13 protein-coding genes are annotated in these 16133 nt (G+C 44.0%); 4 read left to right on the plus strand and 9 right to left on the minus strand.

The window, feature by feature from the left end:
* The first annotated feature begins 252 nt into the window (after positions 1-252).
* The 3 genes from G6R11_RS03440 to G6R11_RS03450 all read left to right on the plus strand — a co-directional run bounded on the left by G6R11_RS03440 (position 253) and on the right by G6R11_RS03450 (position 6687).
* Positions 253-1200 (plus strand): hypothetical protein, encoded by a 948-nt coding sequence (locus G6R11_RS03440; RefSeq protein WP_163131473.1) that lies wholly within the window; start codon positions 253-255, stop codon positions 1198-1200.
* 240 nt (positions 1201-1440) lie between these two features.
* On the plus strand, positions 1441-4560 hold the full coding sequence (locus G6R11_RS03445) for a beta-galactosidase (RefSeq protein WP_163131475.1): 3120 nt from the start codon (positions 1441-1443) through the stop codon (positions 4558-4560).
* A gap of 12 nt (positions 4561-4572) precedes the next feature.
* On the plus strand, positions 4573-6687 hold the full coding sequence (locus G6R11_RS03450; protein WP_163131477.1) for an alpha-galactosidase: 2115 nt from the start codon (positions 4573-4575) through the stop codon (positions 6685-6687).
* A gap of 6 nt (positions 6688-6693) precedes the next feature.
* Here G6R11_RS03450 and G6R11_RS03455 read toward each other — a convergent pair whose 3' ends face one another.
* From G6R11_RS03455 to G6R11_RS03475, 5 genes are all read right to left on the minus strand, one after another.
* Complete coding sequence (locus G6R11_RS03455) at positions 6694-7701, minus strand: hypothetical protein (RefSeq protein ID WP_163131479.1); 1008 nt, start codon at positions 7699-7701, stop codon at positions 6694-6696.
* A gap of 75 nt (positions 7702-7776) precedes the next feature.
* Positions 7777-8586 carry a glycoside hydrolase family 11 protein gene (locus G6R11_RS03460; protein WP_163131481.1) on the minus strand — a complete coding sequence of 270 codons (810 nt, stop codon included), beginning with the start codon at positions 8584-8586 and terminating at the stop codon, positions 7777-7779.
* 399 nt (positions 8587-8985) lie between these two features.
* Complete coding sequence (locus G6R11_RS03465) at positions 8986-9486, minus strand: hypothetical protein (RefSeq protein ID WP_163131483.1); 501 nt, start codon at positions 9484-9486, stop codon at positions 8986-8988.
* A gap of 48 nt (positions 9487-9534) precedes the next feature.
* Positions 9535-9753, minus strand: a complete 219-nt coding sequence (locus G6R11_RS03470) for a helix-turn-helix transcriptional regulator (protein WP_163131485.1) — start codon at positions 9751-9753, stop codon at positions 9535-9537.
* A gap of 12 nt (positions 9754-9765) precedes the next feature.
* Positions 9766-10482, minus strand: a complete 717-nt coding sequence (locus G6R11_RS03475; RefSeq protein WP_163131487.1) for a DUF2975 domain-containing protein — start codon at positions 10480-10482, stop codon at positions 9766-9768.
* A gap of 243 nt (positions 10483-10725) precedes the next feature.
* Between G6R11_RS03475 and G6R11_RS03480 the strand changes: the two genes are divergently transcribed.
* Positions 10726-11361 (plus strand): HD domain-containing protein, encoded by a 636-nt coding sequence (locus tag G6R11_RS03480; protein WP_163131489.1) that lies wholly within the window; start codon positions 10726-10728, stop codon positions 11359-11361.
* A 63-nt stretch (positions 11362-11424) separates the two neighbouring features.
* Here the strand turns inward: G6R11_RS03480 and G6R11_RS03485 are convergent, their stop codons facing one another.
* The 4 genes from G6R11_RS03485 to G6R11_RS03500 all read right to left on the minus strand — a co-directional run bounded on the left by G6R11_RS03485 (position 11425) and on the right by G6R11_RS03500 (position 16105).
* The gene (locus G6R11_RS03485) at positions 11425-12294 is read right to left on the minus strand and encodes a hypothetical protein (RefSeq protein WP_163131491.1); all 870 of its coding nucleotides are present in this window, start codon (positions 12292-12294) and stop codon (positions 11425-11427) included.
* Between the two features lie 81 nt (positions 12295-12375).
* Positions 12376-13308, minus strand: coding sequence for a LysR family transcriptional regulator (locus tag G6R11_RS03490; protein ID WP_163131493.1), 933 nt, complete (start codon positions 13306-13308; stop codon positions 12376-12378).
* Between the two features lie 163 nt (positions 13309-13471).
* The gene (gene ppk1 / locus G6R11_RS03495; RefSeq protein ID WP_163131495.1) at positions 13472-15565 is read right to left on the minus strand and encodes a polyphosphate kinase 1; all 2094 of its coding nucleotides are present in this window, start codon (positions 15563-15565) and stop codon (positions 13472-13474) included.
* A 36-nt stretch (positions 15566-15601) separates the two neighbouring features.
* Positions 15602-16105, minus strand: a complete 504-nt coding sequence (locus tag G6R11_RS03500; protein WP_163131497.1) for a glycine cleavage system protein R — start codon at positions 16103-16105, stop codon at positions 15602-15604.
* Between the last annotated feature and the right edge of the window lie 28 nt (positions 16106-16133).

Raw genomic sequence — 16133 nt, forward strand, 5'->3', positions numbered from 1 at the left:
GACTCGCTCTATCTGAAATTGGCTACTAAGCGTTTGATTATTAGATAAAATTATCAGTGTAAAATAGTCATTACAAGTGTCTAAGTCTTTTACATGCTGATAGATTTATTTTTTATCATTATTTTCAAGTTGCTGAAAATTTGATACTTCTAGCTACTGGCTTAGATTATGCTTTTATTAAAGTATCACTAATAATGGGACTTTATTGGTAGCGCTGTCAGTATGGGCTATACCAAAGAGAGCGTTAGTTTTATGAAGAATTTGCCTATCGCGGCCGGTGTTTTTGCCATTCTATCTTCCTTCAACCTTTGGGCTACCCCTGTCACAAGCTTTGTGGTGGGCGGAGTGTGTGACCCTTCTAGCGCTACGCTAAATTCTATTATGGAATCGGGTGAGGCTAGCGAGTTGTTGGGAGGGGCCAATCCATCTTATTCGGCCAGCGCCTGTTTGGTGTTTGATGGAAATGATGATGGCAATGCCAACGATCCGCAGGTGAATATTGGCCAAAAAGACGATGGTCTGCTTAATACCAAGTATGGACCCGATGACTCATTGTTTTTTATTGAGCCAGAGGAGTTACAAAATCTTGATAACTTCCCTGCAGGAATTGCCGATGATCCGGGTTGGATTCACTTAGCCAGTGTTGGCGGAGCTATTGGTCAAAATGATCAATTGTCGGTGAACTATGACCAAGCTGGGCCGGTTACCAGTGGTGGATTATTCCTGGATATAGACGCTCTACTCAACATGACGTTTACCTGTGTAGATGATGATAACGGCGAATGTAAAGCGGTAGATTGGGTAATAGAAACCGATCCTAGTATTATCGATCAAGTATCCCAGCTGTTAGGTGAGGCCACCTTTGACCACCTTGTGTTCTCTATAAAAGCGGGTAACGGTTTTATACTTTACGATTTCGACTTTATCGATATTTTTGCTCAGGAGTTGAGTGACTACCCTGCTTCAAGTTTAAACTTTAATACTCCTTATAAGCTGTCTGGTAGTTTAGATACCGGAGATTTTCTTAATCCTAATGGCAATAGTGCACAGGCTATATCACATTTAAATGTTTGGGCGCGAGACCCTTCCGATCCCTCTATCAAGCGTATCAATGAACCAAGTACCTTTGGCATATTCATACTGGCGGTACTTGGGGTGATTAGTGCGCGACTAGCACGTAAAAATACCCAACTTTCTTAAGTGCTTTAAGTTTTGCTCTTCTGTTAAATGAAATGTAACTACTGCCTAGTAGTTACATTTCATTTACTTTGTGTAAACGTTTTCCTGCTTTCGTGATTCTGCTCTCATTTTTGCCGAGATAGGCCAACTAAAATCAGCCAATAAACTTGTTATCACTGCTGTTTACTCATCAAACTAGGTTTAGATGAATCTCATGATAACAAGCACCTACACTTTGCCACTTGGTTTATGGAGATAAGAATGACGCGATTAAGCGCCACACTACTAGCCCAAAGAGACTGGGAAAATCCATCTGTTACTGAACGTAATCGCTTACCCTCACACGTGCCAATGGCTTCTTTTGCCAGCGTAAGCGCGGCTTTGAATCTACAACAAGCAGAGCATCAGCTTAGCTTAGATGGGCAATGGCATTTTTGTTTACTTAAGCAGCCCGAGCAACTGAGTGACGGGCTAATTACTGGCAGCAAAGGAAGTTGGCAAGGCATTTCCGTACCGGGTAATTGGCAATTACAGGGCTTTGATAAAGCCATATACACCAATGTTATTTATCCCTTTGAAGTAAACCCGCCAAAGGTGCCTAGCGATAACCCAACTGGTGTTTATCGCACTAGCTTTACTTACAACGCTGCATGGCAAAATAAACAAGTGCGGCTTCGTTTTGATGGGGTTAACTCTGCCTTTCATGTTGTAGTAAATGGCAACCTAGTGGGGTATGGGCAAGATAGTCGCTTAGCCAGTGAATTCGATATCGGGACTTTTTTACAAGAAGGCGAAAACCAACTGTGTGTGATTGTTTATCGCTGGAGTGATGGCAGTTATCTAGAAGACCAAGATATGTGGTGGCTAAGTGGAATTTTCCGCGATGTAAGCATTTACGCCAAACCACTGATCCACATTGCAGACTTTTCAATAAATACTGAGCTTGATGCCTGTTTCCGCGATGCGCATCTGCAAGTTGAAGTGCAGCTAGCCGGCGCCAGTTTGGCGCAATTACAAGGTTACCAAATAGAGTTACAGTTGTTCGATGGTGAAGAGGCGGTATTAGCAGCGCCAGTTCGCCAATCTACTAACAACTTGTCGGTAGATGAAAAAGGCGGCTTTGCCGATCGCGTCTTCTTAAATGCACATGTTGATGAACCGAAGTTATGGAGTGACGAGCAGCCTAATCTGTATCAGGCAGTGGTGAGCTTATTTAATGAAAAAGGCGAGCTATTAGAAGTTGAGCGAAGCGCGGTAGGTTTTCGCCGAGTAGACATTAGCGATGGTTTATTAAAGCTCAATGGTAAACCGGTGTTAATTCGTGGGGTAAATCGCCACGAACATGACCCAGAGCTTGGTCATGTAATGACCGAAGAAAGCATGCTGCAAGACATTAAACTGCTTAAGCAAAACAATTTTAATGCTGTTCGCACTGCGCATTATCCTAATCATCCACGTTGGTATGAACTCTGTGATGAATACGGTTTGCTGTTGGTTGATGAAACCAATCTAGAAACCCATGGCATGTTTCCCATGAAGCGTTTGTCCGACGACCCGCAGTGGATGCATGCCTATATGCAGCGGGTGACTCGCATGGTAGCACGCGACAAAAACCATCCCTCGATCATCATATGGTCTTTGGGCAACGAGTCTGGATACGGTAATAATCACGATGCGATGTACGGCTGGTTGAAACAAGCAGACCCAAGTCGACCCATTCAATACGAAGGCGGCGGAGCAGATACACCCGCCACCGATATCCTTTGTCCAATGTATGCTCGAGTGGATTGGGATACGGCCGGCGAGGGCATACCCAAACGTGCTATAACTGCGCATATTGCCGAGCCTAATGAGCAGCGTCCGCTTATTCTATGTGAATACGCTCATGCCATGGGTAATAGCTTGGGGAGCATTGACGAATATTGGCGAGCGTTTCGTTTACATCCGCGCCTGCAAGGTGGTTTTATTTGGGATTGGGTTGACCAAGGCATTACCCAGCAAGCCGACACGGGAGAGAACTTCTGGGCTTATGGTGGAGATTTTGGCGATAAACCCAATGACCGGCAATTTTGTATTAATGGTGTAGTTTTCCCCGACCGCAGTCCTCACCCGAGTTTGCATGAAATTAAGTATCTGCAGCAGTATTGGCAAATAAGCCCAGAAAACCTCGCAAAAGGTGAGGTACTTATTCGCAATGAGCACCTGGTCAACAATAGTGACAATATACTAGGTGAGTGGAGAGTAGAGCGTGATGGTGAGCTGTTTAGCCAAGGTGAATTTGCCTTAAGCTTAGAGGCTGGTGAGCAGCAAGTAGTGTGTTTGCCTAAGGCTGCGATGCAAGACTTAGCCACTCAAACCAGTGGTGAATTTTGGCTGACTATTGAGATTAAGTTACAACAGGACACTGCCTGGGCAGGCAAGGGCCATAGTTTGGCTAAGCAGCAGTTCAAGCTAGCGCTGGGTGGCTTGATAAGTCGTCAGCCCATAAACAAAGCTGAGCTTACATGTAGCCAACAAGATCGCAGAATACAATTTAAAAGTGCCAGTCAAGAGTTGGAATTTGACTGTGTTAGTGCGCAGTGGCTAGGTTGGCAAGTGAATGGAAAACAGCTGTTTACTGCAGCACTGGCTGATAACTTTTACCGTGCGCCATTAGATAATGACATTGGAGTAAGTGAAGCCAGCCAAATGGATCCCAACTCGTGGATTGCCCGTTGGCAAAGCGCTGGTCTTCATGAGCTTAAGCGCGAAGCTGTGGATTTCAATTTCTCACAGCTAAGCAATGGCTGTTGGCAAGTAGAGTGCAGCAGCGAATATCGCCATAGGCAACGAACGGCGTTTAAAGTGGTACATCGCTACATGATTAGCGCTGACAAAGTCTCTTTTGATTGCGAAGTATCAGCCGCAGCTTACTTACCGCCGCTACCGCGGGTTGGCCTTAGCTTAAGCTTGGATAAGCAGTTTAACCAAGTGTCGTGGTTTGGTCTTGGTCCGCATGAGAACTATCGAGACCGCTTAGCCTCGGCCACACTTGGTCGCTTTAGTGAAACTGTCGACGATTTACATACTCCTTATATCTTCCCCAGTGAAAATGGCGGAAGGGGAGAGGTTCGGCAGTTATCCGTTCAACATGAACAACTAAAAGTAGAACTGCAGTGCCAGCCTAGTTTACAAATGAGCGCCAGCCGCTTTAGTCAGCAGCAACTTAGTGAGGCAACGCATAACTATCAGCTTAAAGACAGCGGCAGTGTGTTTGTACACTTAGATGTTGCCCATCAGGGTGTGGGCGGTGATGATTCGTGGAGCCCATCGGTGCATCCCAAACATCAAGTTTTAGATAACTACTTTAGCTACCACATCGATTTTTCTGCACAGGGATAAAGGATAGTTGCCATGAGCTTGATTCATTTATTCGGGCGCTGCAGCAGCCTGTTGTTAAAGCAAACCAACAGTTTGCCAGAAATCATCTATTGGGGTGCTAAGCTCGAAGGCCCCATTGATGAGCAATTATTAACGGCGCTTAGCCGCCCAGTGCCTGAAGCAAGCCTAGATGAAGATGTGCCGCTTAGCTTATGCCCAGAAGCTAGCGAAGGTTGGTTTTCTAGCCCAGGACTAGAGGGGAATAGAGCAGGTAAAGATTGGTGTCCAAGCTTTAGCGCGAAACTTAGCCTGCAAGGACACAAATGCTTAACTGTAGAAGCGCTGGATAGCCGAGCTGAGCTCGGGCTGACTGTGAGTTTGAGCCTAGATGAGGCCAGCGATGTACTTACTATGCAAAGCACGGTGACCAACCATGGTGAGCATGAATACAACTTACAACGCTTGGCGCTTACTTTGCCGATGCCAGCGTATTGTGACGAACTCTTGTCATTACATGGTCGCTGGACTAAAGAGTTTCAGCAGCATCGCCAGCCGCTAGAGAGGGGCATTATCAGCCAAGAGAATCGGCGCGGGCGCACCTCTCATCAATACTTTCCCGGAGCAGTTATTGGCAGCAAAGGTTTCTCACATCAAACGGGAGAGGTCTTTGGCTTTCACTTAGCCTGGAGCGGCAATCATCGTATTCAAAGCGGCGTAAAAACCGATGGGCGACGTTGGCTACAAGCCGAGGAACTGCTGCTTAGCGGCGAAGTGCGTTTGGCAAAAGGTCAGAGTTACCAAACGCCGCAGTTGATGGCGACCTATAGCCATTCTGGCTTAAATGCGATGAGTGCTAACTTTCATCACTATGTGCGTAGTCACATCATCAATTTTCCAAACCCCAATAAAGCAAGGCCAGTGCACCTTAATACTTGGGAAGGGATCTACTTTGAACACGACCCAGCCTACATTAAGAAAATGGCCAGCTTGGCCGCAGATATCGGCGTAGAGCGTTTCATTATTGATGATGGCTGGTTTATTGGCCGAGAGCACGACAAAGCAGGTTTAGGGGATTGGTTTTTAGATAACAAAAAATACCCTAAAGGCTTGGAAGAGGTGATAGATCTCGTACAAGACTTAGGCATGGAATTTGGTTTATGGTTTGAGCCTGAAATGGTAAACCCTGACTCTAATTTATACCGAGAACACCCAGAATGGGTATTAGGGCAAGAAGGCTATCAGCAAAAAACTGGCCGCTACCAATATGTGCTGGATTTGCAAAACCCGCAGGTGTTTGCTTATTTGCTAGAGCGCGTTGATAGCTTGTTAAGCCAGTACAACATTGCTTATATAAAATGGGATATGAACCGCGAGCTGGTACAAGCCAGCCATTTAGGTGAAGCCGCGGTGCATGGTCAAACTTTGGCATTTTATGCGCTGGTGGATGAACTGGCTAAACGCCACCCTCAGCTGGAAATAGAAAGCTGCTCCTCTGGTGGCGGGCGAATCGATTACGAAGTGCTTAAGCGCAGTCATCGCTTCTGGCTTTCAGACAGTAACGACGCTTTAGAGCGGCAAATTATGCAGCCTGCGATGTTGTATTTCTTCCCACCAGAAGTCATGGGTTCGCATATTGGCCCTGCACACAGCCATACTACCTATCGCCAACACAGCATCGGTTTTAGAGGCTTAACCGCTTTACTCGGCCATATGGGGGTAGAGTTAGACCCAGTGGCAGTAGACGCTAATGAGCGGGAACAATTCGCCCATTATATTGCTTTGCATAAATCACTGCGTCCGCTGTTGCATAAAGGTGTTTTTCAGCAGTTGTTGGCCAGTGACAGTAGTTGGCAAGCCTACGGTGTATTAGATAAACAGCAGGGGGAGGGCGTTTACTGGGCGGTGCAATTGCGCATGCCAGCTTACACCTTACCTGGCCGTTTAAAGCTCATTGATCTAGAGCCTCAGGCAAGATATCTAGTAGAAGTATTAGACCAACCAGACTTTAAACATATTATGAAAAAGTGTCCTGATTGGCTTGAGCAAAGCGCTGTATTTACCGGCGAACAGCTTATGAAGCTGGGTTTACAGCTGCCGATTATGGATCCCGAAACCGCCATGCTGATTAAAGTAAGCCGCCAAGCTTAAGCTAAGTTAGTTGCTGTTTAGTTGTGAGTATTCTTGCTGGCTTAAATCAAAAGAGCTGAGCAGGGTTTGTTGTGCTTCAAACCACAAGGCACCTTGTTGATCGCTGGCCATCGCTAATAGCTTGGTTTTCAACTCATCAGCTGCAGGAATGCTACCACTATTAATGTTGTTTAGTATTGCCAGTTTGGTTGGCTCAGAGCTGTTGTACAACATGTCACTGGCAATGTCTGAGCGCTGCTGATTGTGGCTAAAGCGCATTAGCTGAGACAGTAATACTTCTGCTTCATCAGCACTGGCTGCTAGCACTTGCTGTTCTAATTCTCCAGTAATCTGCTCTCGCTCTGCCTCTGATATTTGATAGGGCTTTAATAAAGCTAAGGCTTCTACCCGCGTATAGGCATCGCTTTGTTGTTGGGTTGCTAGGTCTACTAATCCTTGAACTAGCAGCTGAGACTCAACTTCTGAAGTGCTGCTCAGCAGTGACAGAAACTTCTGCTGAGATTGGACATCACTGAGCATGGCATACTGTTCTGCTAAGCCAAGCAAAGCTTGATTGCTGTTTGGGTTCGCGGTGCTTTGAATTGCCGATAGCAGTAAATCAAAATCTGGGTCGTCTACCTTAAGCTGAGCAAGCTGATCGATTGAGGTCGCTAAGCTCGTAGGATCGGTTTGGATGGCCTGTTTTAGCGCATCAAACTGGGCTGCTTTGCTGTATTCAGCTTCATTTTGCACCTTGTTGCTTAAGGCTACGTTGACTGGAGTGTTTATCGCTTGAGTCAGCTCTTGTTGGCTAGCTGGATTGATGGTGAAAGTGGCATTTACATGACTCTGTTCAGCCAAGGCATTTGTATTGTTAGTAATGCTGTTTGCAGTATTGGACTGCATGACTAAATCGGTTTGTGGGTTTTCATGGTAAAAAGCATCACGGCTTGGCTTAGGATGATAAATAACTGCCACTAGGTAGCCGGCGATAAAGGTGCCAGTTAAAGAAAGTACCAATCCATAAGTCTTCATAATTGCTTCCTATCGAGAGCGTCAAAGCTAAGCGTTACTTAACGCTTAGCTTCGATTCAAGTGTTACTAATAGTGTTATCTAGGCCACAGTGAAAGGTCTACAGCACCCTTATGATTGATATTAGCATCGCCAAATACCTCGATAGCTAAGATCTGGTAACCATTGCCTATACCATTTGCTTTAAAACCTAAATCTGAGTTATCCCAGCGATTTACGTGGGGGCCAAAATCTATGTTGTGATTTTGGCCTTTAGCTGTTGGCGAACGGCGAACGCTCCAAAACTGCTTGAAGCTTCGGTTATCACCGCTACCACAATATTGCGCACCATTACGGTCTACTAGGTATACATCGTAAGTGGCGTTATTAGCGTAAACGGTGCCCTTGCTTTGTGCTGGTGCGCCGGCGTTTTCGTCCCAAGGAACAAATTTACCTGGGCCTTTCCAGGTATCGACTACGTAGTACTCTTGCGATGTGCTGCCGCTACAAGACCAACCGTATAGCGCCACTAAGGCTTTTTGAATATTAGAGTTGCTGGTGAGCTCGCCAACGTTGTAACCAATCTTGCGATATCTAGCACCGGTATTCCAACCTAGACCGCCAATGGCATCTTCACCCCAAGATTTTGCCATATTCCATTCTGCGCGATAGTGGCGACCTGCATCGTTATAAAAACCAATTTTCACATCACAGGTTTTAATGTTGTTTTGGCTTAACTCAAACCAGGAGTAAAAGTGACCACCGTAGTAACCAGAGCCATAACCGTTGCCCGAATCTGCCGCTGGATCACAGATGGTTTTGCCAATGCTCGCTGCACTTACTGTGCTTGGAGCGGTTAATAGTAAAGAGCTAAGAGTTAATGTTAGCGCTAACATTGGAGTTTTCATTTAGGTGTCCCTATTCCGTTAAAGTTACCAACGAACTAATCACACCTAATTTTGCGCAGCGTGATTATACAACTCGTTAAAGAGCACGTTTAATAACGTGATTTTAATGTGTATTTTTTGTTACACCTTAGTATTGAATTGATATATTTTTCAGGTCAAATCGAATAGTGAAAACTCAAGAGCTGGTCAAGCTAAACGAAGAAATTCAATAACTTGCGATATATCGAAATTGACATGTGAGAAAGTGTAAAGAAATTGTGTAATGTGGGCTTTAGCTGTGACTTGTAGCTTTATAAGCGATGGCTAGTGTTTGCTAGCAATCGCTATGTTTCATGCTAGCTAGAGACGAATAGAAGGTGCTGAATCAAGCATTCCTTCTATTGCAATATTGTAGTTATATTAGTCAACAGTAGCTAAAATTGCGTCCAGCTTTGCGTATTTTTTGTACAACTCTTGCTCTTCGGTTTCACTATAATTGTGACTTAACAGATCTATCTCTTTAAGTTGGATATCTCGCCATAGCTCCAAAGCTTGCAATTGTTCTTCGTTGCTTAAGTTTGCTAGGACATTTACCTTTATCAAATCAGTTTGGTTGTCAGCGAATAGCTGATCTAACTGCTGATAAAGAGTATTAAAGGTGATATTTACTTTGAGTTTATCTTTGTTTTCAGCGCCTTCTAATTGGTGTTCTAGAGCGAGCATCTGCTTTCGCCAGTCTTTTGCCAGATCTTGTTTATCGGCAGGTAAGTAAGGGATAGACGCATCATAATCTACCACGACAAAGGGGTCGCTTAAGGTTTCTAGTTTATCAATTTGTTCCGCCTGCAAGCCCGAAAAATAGAATGCAAAAGCAAGAACTGGAGCGAACAGTCGTAGGTTTTGTTTGAGTCGGTAGTTCATGTTTAATTCCTTGTGACTTTACTGAATACTGAGATTTTTCTTATCGAATTAGCCGGCATCTTGCTCCGGCTGATACTCAAGTAAATCGCCAGGTTGGCATTCTAAAACCTGACAAATTGCACTTAGCGTTGAAAACCTAATGGCCTTGGCACGGCCTGTTTTCAAAATCGATAAGTTTTGAATTGATATGCCAACAGCGTCTGACAGATCGTTCAAACGCATTTTTCTTTTGGCTAGCATTACGTCTAGATTAATTACTATCGTCATTGCTCGCTCCTACTAAATGGTTGCGTCAACATCGGCTTGAATTTGCATACCCAACTTCATCACGTGGGCGACCATAATCATAAATAAGCCAGCTAAGAGTAGGGGAAAGTCTAACTGTATGTATTCCAAGCTTACCCATTCATGAGGTGGTGGTATGAAGCCAAATAGATCTTCTGGAGGTGGCGGTGGCATAAAACCAAATAAATCTTCAGGAGGCGGCGGTGGGAAGGGCAAGCCATTTGGCATTTTCATAGGAAACATAAGCTGCTCAATAAGGTAGCTCGCTACGCTGTTTACGGTGAATAGGGCGACTAATGCCCAGCCTATATATTGAAAACTGCGAGTGGTTTCTTGAGTGAACACTTTGCCTTTACTGTAGGCTAAGAATAAACGGTCAATTTGCCAAATCAAAGAAGCCATAATAAGGCTAGTGGCGAAGAATATAGCCACTGCAACAAGGCGCATAGTCAGTGATAGTGGCTCAGGGTGTGCAAAGTGCATGTCCTTGTCGATGAGTTGGCCATCCTCAAAGATAAGCTCGGGATAACCAAACAGCATTTCCATTACCGTGTGAAAACTAAATACCCAAGGGCTATGTTTCATCGGTTCAATATCTAAGCCCAGTTCACTAGGGAAGCCCACCAAGCAAATTAAAATTAAGGCAACTAAGCCCCACAGAATTAGCCGCATTCTTTTGCCAACGATGCTAATTGCTTCCAGTGACTGCATACCCTTGCTTCTCCATATAAAGCTTTTTTCCTGATAAAAGATATTTATTTATCGTTTATCATTAAATAATGAATGATAAAATTGTTAGTGTAAACACTTTTTGTGGGTTTAAATACGAAAACTTGAACGGGTTTTTACTTGCTTTAGTTATGATTAAGCCCCCAAAAAGTTTTGGCATCTTTTGACTCGAATTAGGCTTTGGGGTAGCTTACGCTGATTAGCTAACCTGTTATTTTGAGCTTTATGATTAAGCAATTAGAGATCCATTGCAGAGAGTTTTTACTGGGCCTGCAAACCAGTGATGCTGCCCACAACATCGACCATATTGAGCGGGTAGTAAAATTGGCCAAATATCTGGGTAAACAGGAAGGCGGCCAGATTGAGGTAGTGGTTCCAGCTGCATGGTTGCACGATTGTGTTTCACTGCCAAAGAATCACCCGCAGCGCAGTTTGGTCTCTAGCTTAGCGGCAGATAAAGCCATTGATTTTCTTGGTTCAATTGCTTATCCAGCTGAGTATTTAGATGAAATTCATCACGCGATTGAAGCCCATAGTTACAGCGCAGATATTAAGCCAAGCAGTCTTGAAGCGAAGATCGTTCAAGATGCGGATAGAATTGATGCCTTAGGCGCGATAGGTATTAGTCGCTGTATTCAAGTGGGTACTAGCTTGCAGCGCCCACTTTATCATCGTGATGACCCAATGTGTGAATCAAGAGAACCTGATGATAAGCAATTCACCATCGATCACTTTTATTCAAAGTTATTGCTAATCGAAGATACAGTGCACACTAAAGCTGCAAAACGAGAAGCACAAAAACGTAGCAATTTCATGCTGAGTTTTTTGGGGCAGTTAAGCAATGAAATTGGCGGGAAATAGCTGGTTGCTGTATGACTGAACAAAGCATAAGCGGCTTAGCGCTTATGCTTTGTTCAGTAGGGCTTAGAAGCGGAAGTCGAAGCCGATGGTTCCTACAGTCTCTTCTGATTTCACACTACCTTGGCCTGATATCGGGTTGTATAAGGCACTATCTACCTGAAGCACGTCATATTTTACTTCTAGGTAGATGTTTAAAATATTGTCTCCTAAGTGAGTACGAATGCCTTGTAGCCACATCAAGTTAACAACGTTCATCTCTACTCCGTCAAAAGACTTACCCATATTGGCATTTAACACTGTGTAGTGCGTTTCATTCCAGGGTTGTAATACGTAAAGATTGAGTGAGCTCATATGTGATTCATCGGATCCTAAAATCTTGGCTACGTTAGCACCATTAGCGCCACCAAAATCAGCAATACCTTTGCATAAGCCATTTTCTAAATCACCATAATTCCGGCAGTTGGTGTTGATGTTGTCACTAATCCCTTCGACATCCCAGTCAACGTAGGTGTAGTTTACTGAGGGGAAGAACATAGTACCTTCAGCGGTTTTTAGCGGAAGCATGTAACCGGCAGTGTACATGTTAGTGAGATCCGTCAAGCGGTATAAGTCAGCGTAAACACCGCCAAAGCGCGCATCAAAGTGGGCTAAACGAAAACGGAAATTTTCGCTTTCAGTGTAGTATTCACCCAATAAGTTTGTTTGAGTTGTTGCTGAACCTTGGCCACCGCCAGCAGCCAATTTAATCTGACCATTATGATCGGCCGCTATACCTCCGCGCCAGTTGCTGTTACGAGGGTCAGCATCATGAAACTCGCCTTCAGTGGCTTCATTGTCTATCACGGCACTTTGGGCTTCTTCAGCAATACTTAATGGAGAAAGAAATGCGGTTAAGATGGCTGACGCAATTAAGGAATTTTTTAGCTTGAGCATTTACACTACTTGGTCATTTGTTTGAATATCCACATAATACAAATAAGCCTGTTTTTGCAAAATACGCAGTAGTGACTTTAACTAATTCGATATCTGACTTGGGTTTGTTATAGAGCTTATGATCTTCATTATCCATACGTTTAGTGGATTGTTTTTATTCTGTTGGGCTGAGCATACTACGATGTCTTGTACGCCTTTGGCCACATCGTCCCAGTTTTTCGGTAACTCAATACTTACCAATGTGGTTTTCTCTGGCTGCATTAATCGACTTGCAGTTAGTACTCCATTGCTTTGTTCACAAGCATTCATTGCCAATAAAAAGTTATCTGTTTTTAGGCTAATTTGTGGCTCAACTTTTAAGTTGTTTACCACCATGTCAAAGTGTGCGCTTAGGTCAAGCCAGTTGCTGGCATTCCAAATAATAAGTGGCCAATGGAAGATGTTGTCTAAAGTTTTTGGTGGTGATAGAACCAAAGGGTGATTAGGATTAACTAATAAAATAAATTCATCTTGAGCGATAGTTTTTTGGCTTATGGATTTAGTCAGAAATCGATTAAAGAAATTTAGGCCTAGGCACGCTCTTCCTTGAAGCAGCTTTTCCGTGCTTGACTCCCCCCATTCTTCTAAACACCAAGTAACATTGGGCGCAGCTTGAGAGAGGGCTTTGTATAAGCGAGTGCCATAAACTGATATTAATGGGCGATTTAGAATAACCACTCGTTCACCTTCGAGAAGCAATGGGTCGAGCTGTTTATCACTTTGCAAGGCTTGCCGCGCTGAATGTAGTAATCCTGGAATATGTTCAACAATTTGCTTTAAGTAGCTAGTGGGTTCTAAACGATTTCCAGAGCGGATTAGTAAGCGATCATCCAAAATATCGCGTGCCTTTGCCAAGTGACGAACGACTTTGGATTGCGAGAGTTGCAAGCGATCTGCTGTTTTATAGGTGTTTTGAGTTTGATGTAAATCGAGCAATACTCGAAGTGTGCCTAACTCCAACTCATCTAGTCTCATGCTTTATAATCCAAAAAATCACTACTTAAGTCTTAATTATAAGTGACTTTAAGTATTTTATTTTGACTAAGGCACTGGAGTTGCTGAAAAATAATAAGCGTTACAGTGTGATATCTAAGCTCTAAATAATCCGACGTTATAAACGTCGGATTATTTGTCTATTTTAGGTTTTAGAAGGTTCACCACTGGTCACAATGCGGCGCGGCTTAGACTCAATCGCTTTTAGGTAATCATGAGTCCACACTTGCGAGCGGATCTTGCGGCGATTACCGCGTCGGACATACAAGTTTTGCTGCTTAGCATCGATAATTCGCGCCTTGGTGGTATCAGCAAATTGGAGGTCCATTAAATCAATCACCCGCTGTTTAAGCTCGTCATTGTAAATAGGAACACCAACTTCAACACGCTCTTCGATGTTGCGGGTCATCCAATCGAAAGAGGCAATATAAACCTGATCTTCGCCGCTATGATGGAAGTGGAATACCCTCGGGTGCTCTAAGAAGCGATCGACAATACTGATAATTTTTATGTTGTCATTATTGCCTTCAAGCCCAGGTACTAAAGAACACATACCACGAATAATCATGCGGATTTTAACTCCCGCTTTGCTGGCCGCATACAAGCGAGTGACTACGCCTTTATCCACCAAATTATTCACTTTAATGGTGATTGCCGCGGGGTTGCCAGCGTTGGCTTGATTGATTTCATAATCGATTAAGCTAAACAAACGTCTGCGCGTATCGTTGGGCGAAACAATTAGGTGTTGGAATTTAAAGCGTCGATAAGGCTTTTGAATGAAGCTAAATACGTTTTCTACTTCTTGACCAATTTCTTGGTTTTTGGTGAACAACGCAAAGTCGGTGTAAATTTTGGCCGTTTTCTCGTGGAAGTTGCCAGTGCCAATGTGGCTGTAATACACCCTTTGGTCGTCTTCTTTGCGGGTGATTAAAAGGAGCTTTGAGTGTACTTTTAGCGAAGGTACACCAAATACTACTTTTACCCCGGCATCGGTAAGCATTTGCGCCCAACCAATATTAGCGCCTTCGTCAAAACGAGCACGCAGTTCAATCACTACCGTTACTCGCTTGCCATTGTTGGCGGCATCAATCAGCGAGTTCATCAGGTGAGATTTTTTCGCTACCCGGTAGATATTGATTTTTATGCTGGTGACTTTAGGGTCAAAAGACGCTTGGCGCACAAACTCCGAGATGTAGCGGAATTTGTGATAAGGGTAGTAGAGAAGAATATCTCGCGCGCTAATTGCGCTAAACACCGTATCAAAGCTGTCGAAGTCTCGGCAGTTTAGGGCAGGGAGTTTAGGGTTTTCTAAGTATTTCCTGCCGACATTGGGAAAACCAATGAAGTCTTTAAAATTGTGGTAGCGGCTGCCACTGACACTGTGGTCAAGTTTAGAGATATGCAGCATCTTACTTAAACGCTTTATCATGCTGTTAGGCATTTCTCTGTCGTACACAAAGCGCACTGGCTCAGCGGTTAAACGTTGCTTAATGCCCTCAGACATTTTCTCTAGCAGGCCTTGGTCTACTTCATCGGTGAGGTCGTATTCGGCATCTCGGGTCATTTTAACTGAATAAGCAGACACGGAGTCGTATTCGTAAAATCCTGTTAACAAATCATCTAAACAGAAGCGAATGATGTTATCTAGTATGATTAAGGTTTTACGGGTTTTTGAGCCATCGGGCGGCAGTACCACAAAGCGCGGTAAGCTGTCGGTGGGGATCTCAATTAGTAGGTGACTTTCATCATCGCCCTTTTTCACTTCTACCGCGAGGTAGGTGTATTCGTCTTTTAAAAAGCGAACCAAGTCGGTACGTTTGGTTAATACGATTGGCGTAATATGACGCAATACCTTGTCTTTAAAGTATTTTCTTACCCAGTTTTGATGGTTGTCGCTCAGTTGATCTTCGTTAATCAAAAAGATATTACGGCGCGCTAGGGTAAGAATAATCTCGCGATAGGTATCGTCGAAGTCTTGCTGCAGCTCTGCTAGCTTGGCTTGTACGTCGTTGAGTAGTTGTATTGAGCCATCGTCTTTAGATTTAAGCTCATTAAGGATAATTCGGCGTTTAAGCGCGGCAACCCGTACTTTATAAAATTCATCTTGGTTGTTGGAAAAAATACCTAAAAATCGAACTCGCTCGATAATCGGTACTGAATGGTCTTGCGCTTCTTGCAAAACCCGTTGATTAAACGAAAGCCAGCTTAACTCTTTCTCTATATATAGACTGTCGCTCATTGTTCACCTTTGATACTTACTTATTAAAGTGGGGAATTAGTCTTGTTCAATATCTACCATTAGATCGTCGGCTAATGATTCCAAAGACTCTTGAATTGCGCCCAATTGTTCATCGTTGGCACATGGCACACTGAGCTTAGCGGTGAATATAAGGCCTCCCCAGTTGGGGGCGCTGGCTACATGGGTATTAATTTCGCTTAAACTTACACCCAGCGCATTAAGTGCTTGGGTCACCTCTTGTACAATCCCTACGCGGTCATTGGCGGTCACGGTAATGGCTACTTGCTGGTGGTCATCATTATTACTGCTATCGCCTTCGGCAATATTCACCAGTAGATTTTGTTGATTAAGTAGATCATGGCTTAGGGCTTCAAGGTGTTGCTCGTCTACTTCTAAGTGCAGAATACCAGCAAATTGGCCAGCGAGCTCTGTTAGGCTGCTAGCTAACCAGTTGCCTTTGTGCTGAACGACTAATGAGGATAATTGGTCAACGATGCCTGGTCGATCTTTACCAATGACACTTACCACGAGCTGTTTCATCTTGTTACTCCATAGCCTTGCGCCATTA

This window comes from Agarivorans sp. Alg241-V36, from assembly GCF_900537085.1.
In the GTDB taxonomy this organism is placed as follows: domain Bacteria; phylum Pseudomonadota; class Gammaproteobacteria; order Enterobacterales; family Celerinatantimonadaceae; genus Agarivorans.